We start from the raw sequence: 21,603 nt of genomic DNA on the forward strand, positions 1-21,603 counted from the left end.
GTTCCATCGGCATTCTTTAAAAGTTATTCGAAACGCGAACTTTTATGGTATATTATGACAAGGTACCAAATATTAACGAGATCGAGGAGAGAATTATGAGAATATTTTCAAAGAGACTTTCTTACTTACTCGTTGCAGCTTTACTATTCCTGCTATGCATTTCCCCGCTTGCCCATGCGACTGAGATCGGGGAGACGGAAGAACCAGCTTCCTCTCCATCTATTATCAACAATGTTAACCCGCCTGACGGCAGATTGCTGACCGAGAACTTCACTCTCATCTCTTTCAGCTTGGGCATTCCGCTGGCTGATACTAGCGATATCAGCATTATCGTTGATGGTCGACCCATTGACCCGATTCTAATCCAGTACATGCATGGTATGGTGTTTACCAATGTCTCCGATTTGGAAGACGGCACGCACGACTTGCTTATTCGCGTATGGGATCGCGAAATGAATCTGTTGCAGGAATACAACGGAAGCTTCAACGTCCGACTTTCGCTTTGGGGAGACAGCAGCTTGAAAGCGGATAATATCGGTGTAACATCGCTTTATTTAAGTTGGACGCCCGCCGTTCAAAGCTTGGGTTACCGCATTTATGGCAACAGCATACTCATTGGGTCTGTAGGTGGAAACACGACCTCGTTCGAAGCAACGGGTCTAACGCCAAAAACTGCATACCATTTCAAAGTGGAGGCGAAGCGTTCCGACGGCAGTTGGACAACGGATGGCCCTGTCGCTTCGGCAACAACCTTGCCTGAAGACCAAATAAGCCCAATTATCGACTCCGTGACTCCAGGGGATGGAGACTCCCAGACTGCCAATCGGCACGCATTCCCTCCAGATCCATGCCAGAGATAGAGATGGGAATGTGCTCACGCATACCAGCAGTTTCACCTTGGAATACGAGGCGTGGGCCCCGTTTATAGAATGGAGCGGCAAGCTTCGCGCCGCTATTGAAGCAGGCGATGGAGCGAATCGAGTCCTTAGGGATTTCCGAAGAAGCCGTGACCGTTGCCACGGAGAAGATCATCCATCATCTTGTATTGGCTGTCAGCGGCTTTCAAGTAAAGCCTTGAGTATTGCCGCCGCTAACCGGACAAAATTGCAAGATTTTCAATCTGTCAAAGCCCGCTTTTCGACTGAAACCAAGCAAGCGCATCCTCCAACATGGCCGTCGTCATGAGATGAGAGGTATCTTCATACTCGGTAATCGCGAAGCGCTCCGGGCAGTCGGCATAGACATCCCATAAGGCGTCGCGGAAGCGCCGGGCGCCGTCCGGCGGAACATGCCCGTCGAGCGCTCCGTTCAAGAAGCGAATGGCGGGCGCATGCGCGTATAGCTGCAAATTCGTGAGGGGATTGCAGCGTTCGTAGCAGCTCCATGCAAAGGCGTCCGGCAGGCAGGGCGCTTCATCGGTGCCCGGCCTCAGCCAGTCCGGCGTAGAGATGCAAGCAGCCGCGGCGCTTATTCGCGGGTCGATGCCAAGCGCCGCGATCGCGATATCGCCGCCCATGGAGACGCCGCCGGCCATAACAGCGCCCCTCAAGCCATAGGTCGCGAGGGCCCAATCAATGATAAGCGGATATTCCGCAGCCGTCTCCGCCATGATCGGCCAGAAGTGCTTGCGCTTGTTCTCGCGCAGCTTGCTGTCGAAGCTCTCCTTGCTCTCCGTCCTGCGCTCCCCATGCTCGCGCGGATCGAAGGAAATCGCGGTAAAGCCCTCCTTCGCGAATCGTTGCAGATGCTCCTTTACGCCTTCCTTCGTGCCGCGCAGCCCCGGCTGCCAGATGATCAAGCAGCCATTGCCGTTCTGAGCCGGTTCCTCCACAATAACCGGGATGGAACCCGCCTTCGTATTTGTCATTTCTCCAAACTCCCCTCTTCGCCAATCGCTACAATTCATTCCTCATAGCGTGCTCGTTCCGGCATTACGGCTCGTAGCTCACTCTCCGATCTCGACGACAACTCTGCCGTAAGAGGTAAGCGGCGGTTCTCCCCTATCCGTTACGCTAAGTATAATATGAATGCTGCAGCCTTCGCTGTCCAGCGGAATATCCACCTCTGCCTTCGATGCATGCGAGTTTCGTATAACCGCTTCGCCTGAACAGGTGCCCGCTTCCTTATAAATCCGCCACTCAAAATCCAGCTCGTCGCCATCCGGGTCAGAGGATGCCGACGCGTCCAAACGAACCGCAGAGCCCGGAGCTGCAGCTATTGTTTTCGGGGAGTCTATTCTCGCGACAGGCGCGTGATTGCAGCTGTCATAGTCAGCGACGCACCAATCCATTCTCGCCTGAAAGTCGCGCTGATACGCCTCTCTCCAGCGGAACACCGTCGCTCTGGCGCTCCTGCTCCCCTCATAGCTGTCTTCGGCATCGAGATAGCAGCTGCTGCCGGCCGCCTTCTCGAAACGTCCTCCCCACGAGCCCCATTCCGGATGCTCGGGATCGCCGAGTCCATTCGGAATCAGATAGAGGAACGACGGTGTATCACCTTCTTTCATCCCTTCGACCTTGCCCCATGGATCCCCGCCGTCATACATCGGATAGGCCGCTCCCAGCGTGCCGTGGAAGGAGCGGATATGCGTGTCCAGCCATGCGCCGCTCGAGAGGGATTCATCTCCGTCCCTGTACATGCCGCGGCATGCATCCTTGGACATAATATAGAACAAATCCGGATTCTCTTCTCTTACGAAAGCGCCCAACGCATATTGATCGCAGATGGCATGCACCCGCAGCTTCGACTTGAATTGCCGACAGCCGGCTTCCCCTCTTGTGTGCCTGACCTTCCACAACGCTTGCGCCAAATCCGTCGTACCGCCCCATACCGCAATCCAAAGCGGGCGATCATCCTCCTTGTCCGCACATGCGATGAGCCATTCAGATCCTTCCGTATCCTTCCCCTCGCCGACATGCTCCGGGCCATCCTGCGAATTGCCGCTTCGCACCAGACCCAGCAGAACTTTCTTCGACGGATACCTTGCATCATGCCGCAGCAGCCAGGGCTGCGCCTTTCCATATGCCTGAATCATCATATCGATATACTCGGGGAATACTCCGCCGCCATTATGCTTCGTATAGGTGGCTACGAATCCCTCCAGATCGAATGCATTGGCATACAGAAGCAATCTGATAAGGGACTGCGTATCATCCGGCTCCGCATAACCTCCGATCGGACTGCTGATATCCGTCAGTACTAACAACCTCGTTTTCTGTTCCAAGTCGAGCCCCTCCTTTGCAGTTAAAGACAGAGGACCCCTGCTTCGCAAGGATCCTCTCAATAACATCCCAACTTATTTCGCCGCTGTCTTGGCGTATTCCTCCGCATATTCCTTCTCGATCTGCGCTCCGCCTTGCGCTGTCCATTTGTCGACCTCGGCTTGGAACTGCTCCGCGTTCATCTCTCCCATAATATATTTGATGCTTGCGTCGGAGATCAATTTGTCGAGCTCCGAGCCTTTCTCCGACTGGGTCTGAGAGATTAGCGGCGAGGTCGGATCATTGTAGCCAAGCTTGACGCTGTCCTCCTTGATCAGACGATTCACCTTCTCCTCCAGAGGCGTTGCCGCCCTGACTTCCTTCGAATAGACGAGGATCTGATCAAGCGATCTCTGCTCATCCGTCAGCGCCTTGTCCGTCGCTGTCTTCACGCCGCCGGCGCTTGTATAGTCGACGCCTTCGATTCCCCAGGAAAAGAGAGTGATCGCTTCCTCCGAGCCGAGGCGGTCAAAGAAGGTCAACATATCCCGAAGCTCTTGCTCGGTCTTGACGCTGGATTTCGGGAACATGACAAAACCATTATGTCCCGGAAAAGTAGATACCTTGGCAACATCGGAGTTCGCGAGACCTTGCATCACATCGAACTCCGCCGCAGGATTCAGCTTCTTCGTTTCGTTCGTGAAATTAGGCGCGCCGTCAATCGTCACGAATGTGCTGCCCGCCTTGCCGGAGAACAATGTTTCGTTCGCATTCTTAAGCGTGGCGAAATCCGGATTCAGAATGCCTTCATCGTACATTTTCTTATAAAAATCAAGAGCGTCCTTATAGCCTTGCGTCTTGAACCACGGCGTGAACGCGCCGTCCTGCACTTCCCATCTGACCGGAGCACCGAACAGCGCGGCCAGAATCTTGAAGCTGTACATATTCGACCGTTCTACCAGGCCGTACGTATCGTCCTTGCCGTTCCGATCCGGATCGTCCTTCGCGAACGCCTTCAGCATGCTGTACAACTCATCCGTCGTCGTCGGCTCCTTCAAGCCCAGCGTATCCAGCCAATCCTTGCGATAGATAATGCCGTCCCGTACGGAATCGCGATAACGATAGATGCCGTATTGCTTGCCGTCGATTGCCGTGTTCACCCAGCCTATTTCCGGCAGGGCGCTCAGATTCGGATAATCCTTCAAATACGGACCAATCTCCCAGAAGGCTCCGGAACGTACAGCGCTAACGACGGACGGAAGCTTCGTATTCGTCACGACCATCGCTTTGGGAAGATCTCCCGATGCCAGGGAAACATTCACCTTGTCATCGTAATTCGTGTTCGGCACCCAGTTTAAATCGAGTTCGCTGTCTGTCACCTCTTCCAGCTTCTTCACATATTCTCCGTCTCCGCTCGGCGCCTCCGCTACGAACAGCGGCAGCATCATCGATACCTTGATTGGCTCCTTCGTCTCGTTCTCCTTCCCTGATTGCGAGCCGTCTCCTGTCGGCGTGATTTGATTTCCCGCCGTGTTCGCGGGGACATTCTCCCTCTCATTCGAATTGCTGCACCCGATTGAGCCTGCCGCAAGCGCCGCAATCAGGGCAATGCTTAGCATCCATTTCTTTCTCAATGCAACCCTCTCCTTATTCTAGTGAATGGATATAGCAAAGCGGTTTCCCGCCGGACTACCTTCGCAATGCTTTCATCCCTTGACTGATCCGAGCAGCATGCCTTTGGCGAAATGCTTCTGCAGGAACGGATAAACCAGCAGAATCGGCATGGTGGCAACGACGATGACCGCCATCTTCACCGTCTGGGACGGAGGCGCAATATACTGCTCGCCGAAGCTGGAAGAGTCGAACGAGGTCCCCTCCGATAAAATGACAATCTGTCTGAGCAACACCTGAATCGGCCATTTGTCCGAATCGTTCAGATACAATACCGCCTGAAAATACGAATTCCAATGCCCTACCGCATAAAATAACGCGAATGTCGCGATCGCGGGCAAGGCCAGCGGCAAGGTAATCTGGAACAAAATACGCAGGTCGTTGCAGCCGTCGATTCTGGCCGACTCCAGCACCTCCTCGGGAATCTGCTGGAAAAAGTTTTTGAGCAAAATTAAATTAAAGGCGCTGATTAAGGAAGGAATAATGAGTGCTCCATACGAGTTAATCAGGCCGAACTGCTTCACGACCAGAAATGTCGGAATCATCCCTCCGCTGAATAACATCGAAAATACGATGAGCCCCATAATCGTGCTTCTTCCCATTAACCGCTTCTGAGAAAGCGGATAGGCCATTAACGAGGTGAACAACAAATTGCATAAGGTGCCTATAGCCGTCACGAACACCGAATTGCCCATGGCGCGCGTAATGGAGTCGGTTGAGAAGATGTACCGGTAAGCTTCCAGCGAATATTCGGTCGGAAAGAGCACGAAGCCTTTGCGCAGAAGCTCCGCGGAGGTCGTGAACGAGCCCATGATAACGTAGAAAAACGGTATAAGCGTGCTTAGAGCGAACAAGGTCATGACCGCGACGTTGCACGCATCGAATAATCGGCTGCTCTTTGATCGATGCTTCATACTTAGTAAATTCCTTCTTGATTGAATTTTTTGGCCGCATAATTGGCCCCCATAACAAGAGCGAGCCCGATAACGGATTTGAACAAGCCGATGGCCGTGCTGTAGCTGAAGTGCCCTTGCGTAATGCCGGACGTGTACACGAATGTATCGATCACCTCGCCGACATCGCGATTCAGCGCGTTCAACATAAGGAAGATCTGTTCGAATCCCGTATCCAGGAAATCACCCAATCGCAAAATCAACAAGATGACAATGGTGTTCAGGATGCCGGGAATCGTCACATGCCATACTTGCTGCCAACGATTCGCGCCGTCGATTCGCGCGGCCTCGTACATCTGCGGATCAACGCCGGACAACGCCGCAAGATAAATAATCGTGCTCCAGCCCGTCTCCTTCCAGATGATCTCGGACAAAATCATCGGACGGAACCAATCGGAGCTGGCAAGGAAATTAATCTGCCGCAAGCCGCTCTCCTGAAGAAGCATGTTGACCGCGCCGTCCTTAATATTGAAAAAGATATACACAATGCCAGCCACGATGACCCATGACATGAAATGAGGCAAATAAATAATCGTCTGAATGCCTTTCTTGAACGCCGCATGCCGCAGCTCATTAAGCAGCAGTGCTACGATAATCGGAAGCGGGAAGAAAAGAATAATATTCATGACGGCCAGAATAATCGTATTCTTCATCAACACCTGGAAGGTAGGCTCCGTGAAGAAGCGTTCGAAATGCTTGAAGCCGACCCATGGGCTGCCCCAGATGCCGGAATACGGCTGGAAATCCTGGAACGAAATCACCACTCCCCACATGGGAAGATACTTGAATACCAGAAAGTACAAGATGCCTGGCAGCAGCATCAGATACAGCCAGCGATCATAAATGATCTTTGATAGAACACGTTTCTTCGAGTCATGCCGGACAGCCGGACGCTCGGCGCTTGGAATTGCGGGCAATCGCTTCATCTCCTTCGCTTGCTCTTGAATGCTGTGTCCCCATCGTAGTACAATTCTGAATTCCTTGGAATAATCCTCATTGGAGCAAGTCGCCGAAATCCTTAGAAACCCCGTCAATACCGAGGCTGCGCCGAGCAGGATAATCATTATTTGAGCATGATTATAGAGAAAGCCCCCTCTTGAATGGAACATCCATTCATGAAGGGGCCAGACCCATTTCTCGTTATCGCTGTTGCTCCCGGAATTGTCCGGGAGTCATGCCTTCCATCTTCCGAAAATAACGAATGAAATTTTGCGAATTATTGTATTGCAGCTTCTCCGCGATTTCGGCAATCAGCATGTCGGTATCGGTCAGCCATATCTTCGCCATGTTCAGCCGGTAGGTCTGCAAGTAATCCAGGAAATTAATGCCCGTTTCCTTGCGGAACACCTTGCTGATATAAGAAGAGTTATAATTCAAGGTAGAAGCGCAGTCCTCGAGCGTCAGCGGCTGATCGTACCTTGCTTGCACGAGATCCTTCACCTGTCGAGAAATGGTGCGATGCTGCGCCTCGGCCGCCTGCTTCACAGCTGCGATGAGCGGCTCGATCAATTCCTGCATCAGCCAGCTCTCGATCTCGCCGACATTGCGGAGCGTCAGGAAATCGGCGAAGATCGTTCCCGGCAAGCTTGCCGCTCCCTGAACGGAATCCTTCACCTGAAGAATACGGATCAAGAGCCGCATCAGCAGCATTTGATAGACCCGGTGATCCAGCTTCTGGCGGACCACCTCCTGCATGAACAGGGACAAATGCTCTTCGGCGAGCAGCAAATTGCCGGTCTTGATGACGCCGATCAATTCGTTCTCCAGCAATTCGGGGTATTCGTAGGACTTATGGCGATCCGGCTCCACATCTTCAATCCGGACAATACATTCATCCTCCATAATAATTCTATACTTGAGCGCTTCGATCGCTTCGCTGTACGTTTTGGATGCATGCGTCCAATTCGTGAACAAGCGGCTGATGCCGACGCTTACGTTCAACTGAAGAACTTTCTTGATTGTTGACTGCGCTTTATTGACGATCATATCGATGTAAGCCTCGAATTCGCTTGTTTTCTCGCCAAGACTTCCGATTAACGCCGCTTGATGCAGCTCCATCGATACCGGCTTGATTCGTCTCTCCTTCGGGATCAGCTCTTCCACGATGTTGTTAATCGCGAACAGCAGCAGCTCCTGGTCCTTGCTCTCATACCTGGTGTTCGACAAGGTATCGATTTTCACCACAATGACGCATTTTTCCTTCCAGTCTCCCCCTTGCTCGTTCGCTTGAAGCTTCTCCAAAATTTCCCGCTGAGGCATCTTGCCCATAAGCAGCTTCATCGTAAACAGCTCGTCAAGCTGGGAGGTATGTCCAAGCAGCTTTGTATCCAGCTTTGCTTGCTTGTCCAGCATGCTTTCGAACACATGCCTGATTCTTTGCAATTCATCGGCTCCCGATTCAGGCAGAGAGTGGCCGCCCAATCTTACCACATAATCATATAAGGATCGCACAGGCCTGTACACAAACCGCGAGCCGGTGAAGGTGAGCAGAATCGTAACGCAGAGCAGCGCAAGACAGATAATCAGCGTCGTCCAACCAATCTGCCGCGCTCCCTTCGTCACTTGCTCCTTCGCGATTTCCGATATATAGATCCACTGGCTGTAGGAGGATCTTTCGTAGGCAAGCAGATAGTCTTTCCCGCCCTGTCGAACCGTTCCGTTCCCCGAGGTCATATCAGATCTTGCCGCTTTGTCCAACAGATGTGCCGCATTGTCCTGCCGTTGCATATAGGGCGTGTTGTCCGTCGAAGCAAGAGCTTCCAGATTCGTATTCAGAATGCGAATCGTTCCTGTAGAAGGGTTATGAACCAACTGTTGCCCGATGGCGGAGGGTGGAATGCTGAACACAATTAACCCTGTTGGCTGCAGGGCGTAGACCGGAATTTTTTTCACAAAGTAGATGGATTGCGTATCCGCGTCCCCGGTCCAATAAGAGGGTTTGTCCGTTCGCGCCAGCTCGGCGTATTGCCGATTCCGTTCCAAGCTTAAATCCGACAGCCCGTCGTTATCGATGGCCCAGCCTTCGTTGAAGCTCACGAGCGCCACGTCGCGAATGCCGGTTCCGATCATCTGCAGACGCGCAAGGCTGCGGTAGAACTCCCTCGTAACCTCATCCTTCTCGCGCAGCAGATCGTAATGATCGACCGCTTCAAGCGTAGCCGGCGTCGTAATGAATTGCGTAGCCAAGTAGTCGACAGTCTGCAGCAGCTGCTCGATTTTCTGCTTGGACTGCAGCAGAATTTGGGCATTGCCTTCCATCACGCTCCTCTTCGCAATTTTCGCGGAGGTCATATAGGCATAGCTGCCCAGCAGCAGAACCGGAATCACACCGACAACGATTATCAGCAACAGTATTTTTCGGAAATATGTAGATTTATTAACGGTGCTCAAGTGATTAACCGCCCTCTCTTGCGAAGCATGATTAGCCGTAATGCCTCTGAATGCATCATACTAGGAAACGCGAATGCCTGACAACTATTCTACGTTCTCGCCTAACTAACGCTTGTCACGGGAAAGAGCCCGACAAGCGGGCTCGGAAAAATCTATTAATCCCGTTAATTCTTAACGAACTTAATCGCATCGCCGACAACATAGGTATTGTTCGCGTTATTCGTGAGCTCGACGTACCCCGATGTGCCTGAAGCGAATACGTACGAACCAAGCAGCTTCCATGAGCCGCCTGGCGCGACCTGTTCGTTGACCGTCTTGGTATCGGAGCCCCCGTCATAATAGACGGTGAACGGTGCGTTGCTCGCATAGCCTCCATAGCCGTCTGGCAGCCAATAATAGACGGAATATGTTCCCGCTTCGGGAAGATTCGGCCGCCATCTCATCTTGACGGAACCTGTTCCCGTTGCGGTGTAAGCATAATCATCTCCATATTCGCGAGGCTTGTAGTCGGAAACATTCCAGGTGCCGGTTTGCTCCGCATCACTGTTATCGACGATAACCTCTACCGAGGTTGGCGGGGCCTCGTCCTCGATGACGAACTTGATCGCATCACCGATCACATTCGTGCTGTTCGCGTTATTCGTCAATTCCACATAACCGCCCGTGCCTGCGGCAAAATCATAGGTGCCCAGCAGCTTCCATGAACCGCCGGGAACGACCTGCTCGTTGACCAGCGTCGTCTCGGAGCCCCCGTCGTAATAGACCGTGAACGGCGCATTGCTCGCATAACCGGTATAGCCGTCTGGCAGCCAATAATACACCGAATAAGTGCCCGCCGTTACGAGATCAGGTCTCCATCTCATCTTGTTGGAGCCTGTGCCCACAGCGGTGTAGCGGTAATCCGCGCCATACTTCTTCGACTTGAAGCTTGAGGTGGACCAAGTGCCTGTATATTCCGCTTCGTCGTTATCAATGATAATGTCCGCAATCGTATCCAGGAAGGACGTTCTCAGCAGAGTCGGATAAACCCAGGCATGATTATGATAGTACCCGCTGGAGTAGTTGATTCTGCCCTGCAGCGGTCTCGAGCTCTTCACATAATCCTCGTAATCCTCATCCGCGTAGATTTCCGCCATGGCCTCATAGAGATTTCTGGCGTTCGAGAAGGACTGGTTTCCACCTCCGTAAGCTGTGGGCCACTCCGAGACATGTCCGTCCACATAATAGAACATCTTATCCAGAGCCTGCTTGATGCTGCGGCCGTTCGGCGATGTCCAGTGGAACAGATCCTCTCCAGTCGCGTTCTTCACAATTTCGGCGGCGGCGGTCATCGATGTCAGGGCAAAATAATGATACCACAGCGAATTCTGCCCCCGGGTCGTTTCATCGGGAAGAAAGCCGTCATCGGCAATCGATACGTCGATCTGCGTCTTCAGTTGATTCACTTCGCTTGCCATCGCGGTCTCATCATCGAGAAATTGATACGAAGCAATTTGCGCGTACAAGCTCCAATCCCGCCAATTGCTCGTGAAGGTAATGGAATCCCAGACCGGCAGCGTCACATTGGTCAGCCAATCGCCGAATTGCGTTTTGTCCGCCGCGCTCCAGCCCGAATAATCCTTGATCAAATCCGCGGCGTTGATCAGACCAACGCCTACATAAGCCGAAACCAATCTGCCGTCCGTTCCGGTAATCGCGGTATTCGTATACGACCAATCGTTCAAGATCTCCTTTGCTTTATCCGCATAGTCGGTATCGTCGGTCAAGCGGTAAGCAACCGCGGCTGCGTATGCCGACTGAGCGTCAATCTCCAGCCGGAGCTTCGCGGCATCATGAGCTGATGGATTGGCGTAATAACCTGGAATGTTAAGCGTAGCGATCGCATGTCCGGTTTCGCCAAGAGCGGCATCCGCATCCTCCATCATGGAATCGAACGCTTCCGCCCAGGGATAAAGATTCGCGTCAATCTTCGAATCAATCGTATCCCATTCCCCCGACGTCACCAGCCCTCCCGGATGCGGGTAAGCCTGCGCCGCTGATGCCATCGCGAATAATAACACAACCGTCAAACCCAGCATAGACAACTTTCGAATTCGCTTCATCATTCTCCTCCTTCAATCGTTTAGGGGCCAGCCCCGCACAGTTCTCTCACCTCCAAGCAGGGTAATTATGTAAGCGTAATCATTTGGCCGATGAGCTAATCATAGTACAACTCCATATTCCATTGAATAATCCTGATTGGACATATACGGACAGCCGGGGAAACATGACGGAATAGCGCGGATTGTCCGGCAAGCGATAATCATGAACGGCACTGCCTATAATCTTTGTTTTGCCGTGGAGGAGACTTATTACGAAAATACCCGCAAACTCTAAGACGCTCAAGCTGCGGCGGTTCATTTTCAGATCTGGTAGCGGCCGTGTTGGTCATGTTGTATTCTAACGAATATTCATATCGTTATCTTCTCGAAATCAGCCCTTTCTTAAATCTTACGAAGATTGATATCTCTATTGCATCAGAAAAGGGAGTTTCATCGATCAAAAGTGTTAAATAAGCTTTTAGATCTTCGTTAGATTTTTGGGTCATGCAGCAAATAGCATTTAACGTTATCAGGATTCGTTAAAAATCCATTACAGTTGGCATCCGGTCTCATCCTTCTATACCTCCATACTGGCTTGTAAGCATGCATACAAAAAAATCCCGCAACCTGAACCTGGTTACGAGATGCTTACACTTTTTAATGCTATTCTAATTTCATCTGAAGATCCGCGCCGATCTCCCCGTTCATCTTCAAATAAAGCTTTCGGTAACCCATCACTTGTCTTTGAAATCGCTCAACTTCTTGTTCATTCGATTTCCCCCATAGGTTGTCGCGCAGCCACATTGATAAATCGAGAAGGATCGAACTTCCTATGGAAAGAAGCTCCCGTCCTGACAGGAGCTTCTCTACCGAATACAGCCTTATTTCTCCCGAACAGGCTCAAGAGCCGGAATGGACTTGCCGAACCGCAAAGGCTCCCGCTTCACCGGCGCCGCCCACCTTACGGCGTTGGAGATGACGAGCAGCACGTTCGCGTCGCGATAAGTTGGATAAAGCTCGTGACCGGGGCGGAAGTAGAAGATCTTCCCCTGCCCCCTGTTGAAACAGCAGCCGCTTCGAAAGACGTTGCCTCCCTCGAACCAGGAGGTGAACACCACCTCGTCGGGCGAAGGAATATCGAAAAATTCGCCGTACATCTCCTCCCGCTCCAGCTCGAAGAAAGGCGCGACGCCCTCGGCAATCGGATGGCCCGGAGCCGTTACCCACAGCCGTTCTTTCTCGCCAACATCTCGAAACAGCAAGGAACAGCTTGTTCCCATAAGCTTCTTGAATACCTTCGAATAATGGGAGGAATGAAGCGCAATGAAGCCCATCCCTTGCAGCACGCGGGCTGCTACTCGATCGACAATCTCGTCGGATACCTCCTTATGGGCGGTATGTCCCCACCAGATGAGCACATCCGTATTCGCCAGCACCTCCTCGCTCAGTCCATGCTCTTGCTCTTCCAGCGTAGCAGTGCGAATGTCGAAATTCCCGGTCAACCCTTCCGCTATGGCCTGGTGCATCCCCTTCGGATACAGCTCCCTTACATGCGGTTTGGATTGCTCGTGACGATATTCGTTCCAAATCGTGACTCGAATCACTTCGCTCATCGAATATTTCCTCCTCCTTTTCTTGTTCTCCTCGATCGATTGTATTGTCGGTTCCGCCTGTATCATTCCATTCGATTCGCTCTGCAGGCGGCATATAACTGGCCCATAAGTCCGGTTGCCATCTGGAACATGACGCGATACCCGCTGCGCTGCAAGGCTTCTCCGCCTTTATTGCTCTGCGCCACATGACCCAGAACGCCATCCGGGGTCAAATAAGGAATCAAGCCTTGCATCGCCCGCTCTGCGGCCAGGTGCGCTTGCTTCGGCAATAATCCCGCGTTTGCGCCAAGCGCCAGCGCGGCCGCAATGCCCGCCGAGCCCGAAGCGTCGCTGCCGACAGCGGGCTCATCCAGAAATACAGACCAGAGCCCGTCCGTAGATTGATAGCGGAGCGCGATTTTCGACGCGCGAACGAACTCCTCTTCGCAAAGATCCATGCTTGAGCTCCGATAACCTGTCGCGCGCAGCTCCTGCAGAGTACGAATCAGACCGAGCAGATACCAAGCATATGCCCTGGCCCAATTGCGAAAGGTTCGGCTCCCATCGCTGTGGCAGCGAAGATACAGTACGCCGCCGGGATCGATTAACAGCTCCCGGCGAACCTCGAGCTGTCGAATCGCCTTCTTCGCCAGCCCCTCATCCTGCCGAACGCGCGCCAGCACGGCCATCGGATAGGCGACCGTATAGCTGCCTTCCGCAGACAGCATGCCCGCGCCGCATATCGCGCCGTCCTCCCGCTCGAGCGACCTCCACAAGCTTAACGCTTGCTCCAGTGCCGGATGTTCGGGTTGCAGACGCACCCATGCGGCGAACGGCAGCGTGCCCTCAATACCGTAGACCTTGCCGTCTACCGGCTCGCTGCGCGGATTCTCGTATTTCAGTTGTTGATTCTCGTCCAGATAATAGGCAAGATGTCTCATCGCCGTTTCCTTGAAGCGCGGATCATGGAGCGCAGCGCTCAGATCCATGAGTCCGTCCAGCACGCAGCCCTCCAACCAGCCAAAGGGCTGCAGCGAAGACAAGGAGGACAGAGAGCGAAGCATTTGCTGCAAGCGCTGCTCCTCTTGCTCCGCTGCATCTCCCTCATCCTCTTCGGAAACGAGTAGATGAGGGAACAGCAACGGAGCTTGATTGCGCAAAGCGGAATCGGGCTGTAAAATCCAGAACACGCCGCCCTCCCCCATCATGCTGAGCTCTACGCCTTCCTCAAGCACCTTTCGCCTCTGCTCAGGAGCAATTACTACTTCAAAAGGCTGCAGCGCCGATGCGTAACGAATATCGAATACGCCCACGCTGCAGCGGGACCTGGATGTGATGACCTCCAGCTTTAGCTCCTCCCGCACATCAATAGCAGCCGTAATGCGCAGTCGAGCAGATCCCATAGGGATATAAGCCTGATTAGTCGGGCTTGCCACATTGGACGTATTTGCCGTAAGGGTCAAATTCGTCGCCTTTGCCTCATCCGGCCAACTCAAGCTGATTACTGCTCCGAACGGCAATTCCTTGCCTCCAAATTCCTCACCGTGCTCGCTCCCGCTGCTCTCGATTGCACTCCCATTCCCATTCCTGCTCCCGCTTCCATGGCTCACGACTTCTCTCTCTATCCCGTCGCCCCCTACTGCCGATGCCTTCCAGCCAAAAGGGATGCGCTTCGCCGGCGGAACCTCAACGTCTTTCGATTCAGTCAGCTCCGCTATGAAATACGCCGCGTTTTCCTTCTGTTCCGCCATCATGCGAGCTGCTTCATTAGATTCGAAAGATTGTCAAAGCTGATCCGTACCGATTCCATTGGATCGCGCTGGCAACGATCCTGCTCCACGACATACCATTCAATGCCATGGCGCTCGCCCCAACGCAGAATTGGCGCGAAATCAATTATGCCGGTTCCAATCTCCGCGAAGGTTGGCTCCTCGTCGCTTGTCATGTCCTTCAGATGAATGATTGGCATTCGGCCCGCGTAAGGCTCGATGAAACGCAGCGGATCATGTCCGCCCTTCTTCGCCCAATAGACATCAATCTCCGCGAGAAGCAGATTATCATTCGACGGCTCCAGCATATAGGCCAGCGCCGAGCGACCGTCCACCTCCGTCTCGAATTCAAAGGCATGATTATGATAACTGAGCCGCAACCCCTCCCTTGCAAGCCTCCTCGCGCTGTCATTAAGCAGTCTCTTCATCTCGCGGAAGCCTTCTTCGTTGCGATAATCCTGCGGCGTATTGGAGCAGATCAGATCGCGCGTGCCGAACAAAGCCGCTTCCTCGATCAACTGCTCGGCGCTCTCCCTTAAAAGCGGAAGGCTGACATGAAGGCCTGCCGTCTTCATGCCGCTGCGCTTTACGATCGCAGCCAGCTCCGCGGGCTCGTATCCGTGATAGCCGGCGAACTGCACGCCGGCCCAGCCCATTTCTCCGAGCGTCTCCAACACCTGCGGGAAATCCGTCTTGCAAGCCTCACGCAGAGTGGCAAGCTGTACAGCCATCTTGTGTTTCATGATCATCGCTCTCCTCTACCTGCTCTAACGGACATTTTGTCTCGTTAGACCGTTTTTTTCGCTGCCAATTTGCTCTAACGGACATTTAGTCTCGTTAGCGATCAAATCGAACGCATAATCAACCCTATTAACCCGCTAAGCAGACAAAATGTCCGTTAGAAATCCGAGCAAGCCAAAACAAGCTTTTAAGAGCTGAAAATGTCCGTTACAGCTGCGACTGGCGCGGTCAATAAGCCTCCTGAAGCAGCTCTTCAATCGCTATAGCCCGCTTCTCCCGAATCGATCGCGATACCGCTTCGCCGACAGCAACCGAATAGGCGCCGTCCGATGCCCCGGCCAAGCTTCCATAGGCCTGAAGAGGATCGACGCCAAGGAACAGCTCCTCCAGCAGCAGCGGGTCGCCGCCGCCATGTCCCCCCGGCGCGGGCACGACTCCAATGGTCTCTTTGGATCCGAACAACGGAATGTAATCGATGGTCTGCGGCGGCACATCGAAGGGAACGCGTGCAGGAGCATGGTATTGCATCGTCTCGATACGCCCCTTCGTCCCGTTGATCGCCAGCCTGTATCCCTCGTAAGGAGCCGAGAACAGAATCGAATAATTAAGCAGCGCGCCGCCGTCGTATTTCACCAGCGCCGAGTACGTATCTTCAATATCAATCTCCGAATCGAAGATGCAGGCATCCGGCCGATACGAGGTAAAGCGCTGCGAGACCGGCGATACGCTGGCATGCAGATGATCATCCGGCGGCACGACCTCCTTGCTGCGCTGCGTCCAGCGCATCACATACCGGCAATTCGCCTTCACCTTGCAGGTCTCGCAATGCCTCCCGTCCTCCTTCTGCGGATTCCATTCTCCCTCCGGACCGAAGAAATTCAGCGAGCCATAGGCGAACACCTCCTCGGGCTTCTGCGCGATCCACCAGTTCACAAGATCGAAGTGATGCGTGCTCTTGTGAATTGAGAGCCCGCCCGACGCGCTGCGCTTCCGATTCCATCGCTTGAAGTAGCTGGAGCCGTGATGCGTATCTACATACCAGTTCAAATCAACGGAGGTGACCCGGCCAACCTTGCCCGCCGCCACGAGCTCCTTGATCTGTCGATGATAAGGACTGAACCGGTAATTGAAGGCCACCGTCACCTTGCCCTTGCTGCTTCTTTCGGCAAGCCAGATCGCCCGGCATTGCTCGCCCGAAACCGCCATCGGCTTCTCCGAGATGACATCCAGATCATGCCGCAACGCGCGCACAATGTATTCCGCATGCGTATGATCCGTACCGGCTACCAGGACGATATCCGCCTCCGTCTCCTCTATCATTCTGTCGAACTCATCCGCCCCATAGCAAGGAACATCTTCAAGCTCCGCATACAGCTTGCGGCTCTCGACGAACCGCTGCGGATCCAGATCCAGCAAGCCCGCAATGCAATACTGTTCATGGAATGTGGTCAGGATGGGTTCAACGTACATGCTCAAGCCGCGATGGCTGACTCCGCACACAACAATTCGTTTCATGACGCGTTCCCCTCTTCTGTTTGGTTACACGGCTGCTCCAGCACGCATTCGCCTTCCCGCTCGCTTCCGTCCGACCATCTTACCCGGTACGCGCAGGGCTGATTCGAGCTTATGACGATGGTCCGCTCAGAAGCGTCATACTTTAACCTGGCAAGCTTGTTAACCGAATCCAGATGAATGTGAAAATCCTTCGTATACAAGTAGCCGCCGACAAGCAATTCTCCGCTTACAGCCAACTTGACCTGCTTGTTATGAAGCCGTCTATTCGTCTCGGACTGCGCCTGCAAGGCTTGCAGCTCCTGCTCGGTCGCGCCCGTCATATGGCCGATGCCCCCTATATTCGGCCATTCCTCATAGTGAACCAGATGGCCCTTGCCCAGCTTATCCAGCTTGGCGGCATACGCCCGCGACATGTCCACGGCAATACGGGCATCGCCAGATCCATGCGCCATATACAGCGGCGTATGCAGATTTGAAGCGAGCGCAAGACCGCTTCGCGCCGCATAGCGGACAGGATCGTCCTGCGGAGCGCAGCCGATCCATGCATCCATATCGTCTCGGAACTCCCCCGTTCGATCCTGCTCGTACCACAGCGCATAATCCGAGACACCGTACAGAGCGGTGGCCGCCGCGAACAAATCGGGGAACTTGGCAACCGCGGCCAGCACATTGCCTCCGCCTCCGCTGCCGCCCTCCAGATAGACCGACTCTGGCGATGAAATCCATTTCGCATACTGCTTGCGAACGAACTGTATCGCATCATAGATATCGATTAATTCAAGGCCGTTGCAATCCGCCTGTCCGTCCGAGAACGCTCTTCCGCGCATATCCGGCTGTACGACCAGATAAGGTCGCTCGCCCGGTTGCTCCCTTCTCGCGGGCTTCGCCATGCTCATATGCCACCCATGAAGCTGAATGAGAATCGGACCGGGCTCGGCCGGCTTGATGACATTCATCGCAAGCCGCAATCCCGGAGTGACGGACGAAGCATAATGAACAAGATCCTGATAGGGCGATTGGAACGGCTCTAGTACGCTTTTGGCCAAACGCACATGATCCTCATACTGCTCGAACATCCCGCCTTGCTTCAATCCAATCGAACCTCCGCACCGGTGGCGGCGGATCGATAGATCGCATCCAGGATGTTGATCATATCCACGCCGCTCTCCGGCGAATTAATCGGCTCCTCCTCGCCAAGCACGCATGCAATGAAATGATTAATATTGCGTCGATGCGCCGCGATTGAATCATTGCCGAACCTCGGCGTCACATCGCAAAGCACATCTTCAATCTCCGTCATCAGCGTGAGCTCCCTGTTCTTCAAGCTGCAGCCCGCCTTCGTCCCGCGAAGCTCCATGAACTTCATATCCTCCGCATTCGAAGCCCAGCTGAATTCGATCTGAAGCGTCGCGCCGTTATCGAAGCGAATAAATCCGGTCGCCAAATCCTCGACATCGAAGATGCCGCCCTCCTGTACCGTCCCGAAGCGCGCGTCCGGCGAGATTTGCACCTTCGCATCGGCAAACTTCGTATAAGTCGCCCCGCTCACCGCGACCGGACGAGGATTGCCCATCATCCACATCGCCACATCGATCATATGCACGCCAAGATCAATAAGCGGACCGCCGCCGGACATCGCTTTGGTCGTGAACCAGCCGCCGCGGCCGGGAATGCCTCTGCGTCTCACCCAGCCCGTCCTGCCCGTGTAGATCTCGCCCATCGCTCCCGATTCAATATATCGCTTCAGGAATTGCGCCTGTTGCGTGAAGCGATTGTTGCGCATCACCATCAGCAGCTTGCCCGAGAGCTTCGCCGCTTCGGCCATTCGAATCGCTTCGCTTGGATTGACCGCATCGGGCTTTTCGCAGAATACATGCACCCCATGCTCCAGCGCCGCGATCGCCACCTCCGAGTGAAATACATTAGGCGTGCTGACTCCGACCGCGTCAAGCTCCTCCCGCTCCAGCATCTGCTTGTAATCGGTATAGACGCGGCCCACGCCAAGCTTCGCCGCCTGATCCTCCGCAGCCTCGCGGCGAACATCGCATATCGCCGCAAGCTCTACATTCTCGTTGCCCATCCAGGCAGGAGCGTGAGAGCCTTCGAATATTTTCCCCGCACCTACAACCCCGACTTTTAACTTTCTCATCCTATCCTCATCCCTCTCTCTTGTAGTCGCACGAATGCTTATACTTGCGCATGCCGCCGTTCCTCTAGCCTTTGACCGCGCCGATCGTCATCCCTTTAACGAAATATTTCTGCAGGAAACCGAACAGAAACATCACCGGAAGCGACGTGAGCACCATCATCGCGTACATGATCGCGTCAGTCGGCACATCGGAGGCATCAATCGGATTGCCGCTAGGATCGATGCCGCCGTTCCTTACGAATTCGATATAGCTTGTAATGTTCTTCAGAATAAGCTGAATCGGATACAAGGAAGAACGGTCGATGAACAGAATCGCGTTGAAGGTCTCGTTCCAATAATGCAGCGTCATCATGAGCGCAACCGTCGCAAGCGCCGGCTTCGACAACGGCACAACAATGCTCCAATACGTTCTGAAGTCGGAAGCGCCGTCGATCTTCGCCGATTCGATAAGCGGAGGAGGAATCTCCTGGAAGAACACCCTGAGCATGAAGATCTGAAAAGGCGATGCGAATACGGGCACAATGAGCGAAATCAGCATATTCTTCCATTCCAGATACTGCACGATCAGTATATACAGAGGCACAATGCCCCCGCTGAAAATCATCGTGACGAAAATATAGAAGGATATCGCCCCGCGCCACTTAAAGTCCCGCCGCGCCAATGAATAGGCGACCATCGATGTTACCAGCAAATTGCCGAGCGTACCGATCACAACGATCAGAATCGAGTTTTTGTAACCCGTGAATAAGGAAGTGGGATCCATCCAGATGAACTTGTAGGCCTCCCAGGAAAACTTCTTCGGTATAAGCTGGTAGCCATAGGTCTGAATGACGGAGCCGTCCGTCAGCGAAATCGAGATGGTGAGCACAAGCGGCAGCAAGCACATGGCGCAGAACACAATCAGACAGAGATGGACCACCAATTGATGGATATTGCTTTTCTTTTTCATTTCATCGTCTCCCTATGCGTATTCGTGTCGCGAATTTTGCCCATAACCTTGCTCCAATCGCCGTCCATAGCCTTCCAGAACCAGGAACGCTCCTCCATAGGCAGCGTAGAAGGCGGAACCCTGCTATCCCACGGCATTCTCGAGAACGGACGCGGGTTCGGAGCCTTGTCCTTCTTGAGGTATGGCTTCGACCTCAACCGGCCTTCGTCTCCGAGCGCCCATTCCGGATTGCCATAATCGCGAATCCACTGCTCCGCCGCCGTCCTCAGCGCCTCCTTCACCGCCGCATATCGCTGATCTCCCGCCAGATCCTTCAGTTCCCGCGGATCCTCGGCCAGATGAAAGAGGGATTCAAAGCCGCCGTTCTGATAAAATAGATATTTCCATTCCCGGCTCCGCACATGGAGCAGATAATGGGACTCGGCATAATATTCGGAGCAGACCACTTGACGAGCTTCCTTGCCGGACAACAAATCCAACAAATCCACTCCCGGCATGGCATACTCGGGCAGGCCCCCTCCGGCGGCCTTCACGAATGTGGGGAACAGGTCGAGGAGTGAAGCGACTTCGTCGCATCTCGTTCCCGGGTCAATACGGCCCGGCCATTTCGCCAGCATTGGAATATGCACACTGCCTTCGTAGCCGAAATTTTTGTACCATAGACGATGGTCTCCCAGCAGCTCTCCATGATCGGAGGTGAAGACAACCAACGTCTCCTCCTCCAGCCCCTGCTCCTTCAGGATCTGCATAATCCGTCCAACCTGCTCATCGATAAACGTAATGTTGGCATAATAATAAGCTTTGTTCTTCGCAATCGCCGCTTCGGAATAGAGCTCCTCTTCCATCGCGTCTCGGCTTTCCTGCAGGAATGGATTCTCCTCGTTCCCCTCGGTGCCCGTACGCCATGGCCTCGGCATCATCGAAGGATCATAGAAGCCGGTCAGATGCTGCGGACAATCAAAAGGAGCATGCGGTTTGACGAACGATGTCCACAAGAAGAAAGGCTGATCCTTCGGACGTTCCCGCTCGAGCCACTCCACTGTCCGGTCGCCGCACCATTGCGTAATATGGCATTCCTTCGGCAATCCGTTCACCAAAGGCTTTAGCTCGTTATAGCCGATTTCCGGCGGCTTCTCCCATCCCCACATTCCCCGCTCTATCAGGAATCGGTCATAGTCGTCGAATGCAACCTCCTCCATCGTTGCGGCCATCCTCACGCCCCGCATCTCCTCGGATAGCGTCAACGCGTGCATCCCGTAGGTCTGACCATGCGGCGTAAAATGCATCTTGCCGATCGCCTGCGTATAGTAGCCTTGATCCCGCAGCCGCATGGCCAGCGACTCCGTCCGATCAACAACAGGAGCGGAATCATTGTTGTACACGCCTGTCTTGCCGGCGGTCAAGCCCGTCATCGTGCAAGCCCGCGCCGGAGCGCATAACGGATAGGGGGTGATCGCGTTTTCGAATACCGCCCCTTCGTTTGCCAAACGATCCAAATTGGGCGTATGAATCGTCTCATTGCCATAAGCGCCAAGAGTATCCCATCTCTGTTGATCGGTGAAGATCAACACAATATTCGGTTTCTCCTTCATC

16 protein-coding genes are annotated in these 21,603 nt (G+C 53.7%); 1 reads left to right on the forward strand and 15 read right to left on the reverse strand.

The features are described 5' to 3' along the window. Positions 1-95 precede the first annotated feature (95 nt). Positions 96-860: a fibronectin type III domain-containing protein gene (locus HFP08_RS20320; RefSeq protein WP_168122445.1), complete on the forward strand. Its 765-nt coding sequence runs from the start codon at positions 96-98 to the stop codon at positions 858-860. Positions 861-1,123: 263 nt separating this feature from the next. On the opposite strand, the gene HFP08_RS20325 is transcribed toward HFP08_RS20320, so the two are convergent. The 15 genes from HFP08_RS20325 to HFP08_RS20395 form a co-directional block, all read right to left on the reverse strand. Next, positions 1,124-1,867: a dienelactone hydrolase family protein gene (locus tag HFP08_RS20325; RefSeq protein WP_168122446.1), complete on the reverse strand. Its 744-nt coding sequence runs from the start codon at positions 1,865-1,867 to the stop codon at positions 1,124-1,126. Between the two features lie 78 nt (positions 1,868-1,945). Next, positions 1,946-3,223 carry a nucleoside hydrolase-like domain-containing protein gene (locus HFP08_RS20330; RefSeq protein ID WP_168122447.1) on the reverse strand — a complete coding sequence of 426 codons (1,278 nt, stop codon included), beginning with the start codon at positions 3,221-3,223 and terminating at the stop codon, positions 1,946-1,948. Positions 3,224-3,295: 72 nt separating this feature from the next. Continuing rightward, complete coding sequence (locus HFP08_RS20335) at positions 3,296-4,834, reverse strand: extracellular solute-binding protein (RefSeq protein WP_168122448.1); 1,539 nt, start codon at positions 4,832-4,834, stop codon at positions 3,296-3,298. A 72-nt stretch (positions 4,835-4,906) separates the two neighbouring features. After that, positions 4,907-5,785 (reverse strand): carbohydrate ABC transporter permease, encoded by an 879-nt coding sequence (locus tag HFP08_RS20340; RefSeq protein WP_168122449.1) that lies wholly within the window; start codon positions 5,783-5,785, stop codon positions 4,907-4,909. 2 nt (positions 5,786-5,787) lie between these two features. Next, a complete protein-coding gene (locus tag HFP08_RS20345; protein ID WP_168122508.1) occupies positions 5,788-6,750 on the reverse strand; it encodes an ABC transporter permease in 963 nt (320 codons plus the stop codon). 214 nt (positions 6,751-6,964) lie between these two features. Beyond that, positions 6,965-9,214: an AraC family transcriptional regulator gene (locus tag HFP08_RS20350; protein WP_168122450.1), complete on the reverse strand. Its 2,250-nt coding sequence runs from the start codon at positions 9,212-9,214 to the stop codon at positions 6,965-6,967. Between the two features lie 164 nt (positions 9,215-9,378). Further along, a complete protein-coding gene (locus HFP08_RS20355) occupies positions 9,379-11,319 on the reverse strand; it encodes a golvesin C-terminal-like domain-containing protein (protein ID WP_206109297.1) in 1,941 nt (646 codons plus the stop codon). An 857-nt stretch (positions 11,320-12,176) separates the two neighbouring features. Beyond that, the gene (locus tag HFP08_RS20360; RefSeq protein WP_168122452.1) at positions 12,177-12,908 is read right to left on the reverse strand and encodes a ThuA domain-containing protein; all 732 of its coding nucleotides are present in this window, start codon (positions 12,906-12,908) and stop codon (positions 12,177-12,179) included. A 62-nt stretch (positions 12,909-12,970) separates the two neighbouring features. Continuing rightward, positions 12,971-14,641 carry a glycoside hydrolase family 88 protein gene (locus HFP08_RS20365; protein ID WP_168122453.1) on the reverse strand — a complete coding sequence of 557 codons (1,671 nt, stop codon included), beginning with the start codon at positions 14,639-14,641 and terminating at the stop codon, positions 12,971-12,973. Further along, complete coding sequence (locus tag HFP08_RS20370; protein WP_168122454.1) at positions 14,638-15,399, reverse strand: sugar phosphate isomerase/epimerase family protein; 762 nt, start codon at positions 15,397-15,399, stop codon at positions 14,638-14,640. The genes HFP08_RS20365 and HFP08_RS20370 overlap by 4 nt, the downstream gene beginning before the upstream one ends. Positions 15,400-15,625: 226 nt before the next feature. After that, positions 15,626-16,912 carry a Gfo/Idh/MocA family protein gene (locus tag HFP08_RS20375; protein WP_168122455.1) on the reverse strand — a complete coding sequence of 429 codons (1,287 nt, stop codon included), beginning with the start codon at positions 16,910-16,912 and terminating at the stop codon, positions 15,626-15,628. Next, on the reverse strand, positions 16,909-18,003 hold the full coding sequence (locus HFP08_RS20380) for an alpha/beta hydrolase family protein (protein WP_168122456.1): 1,095 nt from the start codon (positions 18,001-18,003) through the stop codon (positions 16,909-16,911). The genes HFP08_RS20375 and HFP08_RS20380 overlap by 4 nt, the downstream gene beginning before the upstream one ends. After that, positions 18,000-19,061: a Gfo/Idh/MocA family protein gene (locus HFP08_RS20385; protein ID WP_168122457.1), complete on the reverse strand. Its 1,062-nt coding sequence runs from the start codon at positions 19,059-19,061 to the stop codon at positions 18,000-18,002. Before HFP08_RS20385 ends, HFP08_RS20380 begins: the two co-directional genes overlap by 4 nt. 64 nt (positions 19,062-19,125) lie before the next feature. Next, positions 19,126-20,010 carry a carbohydrate ABC transporter permease gene (locus HFP08_RS20390; protein WP_168122458.1) on the reverse strand — a complete coding sequence of 295 codons (885 nt, stop codon included), beginning with the start codon at positions 20,008-20,010 and terminating at the stop codon, positions 19,126-19,128. Further along, entirely contained in the window at positions 20,007-21,602 is a 1,596-nt protein-coding gene (locus tag HFP08_RS20395) for a sulfatase family protein (RefSeq protein WP_168122459.1), read from the reverse strand. The genes HFP08_RS20390 and HFP08_RS20395 overlap by 4 nt, the downstream gene beginning before the upstream one ends. Position 21,603: the final 1 nt, after the last annotated feature.

This window comes from Paenibacillus sp. HB172176 (assembly GCF_011947265.1).
Lineage (GTDB): Bacteria > Bacillota > Bacilli > Paenibacillales > Paenibacillaceae > Pristimantibacillus.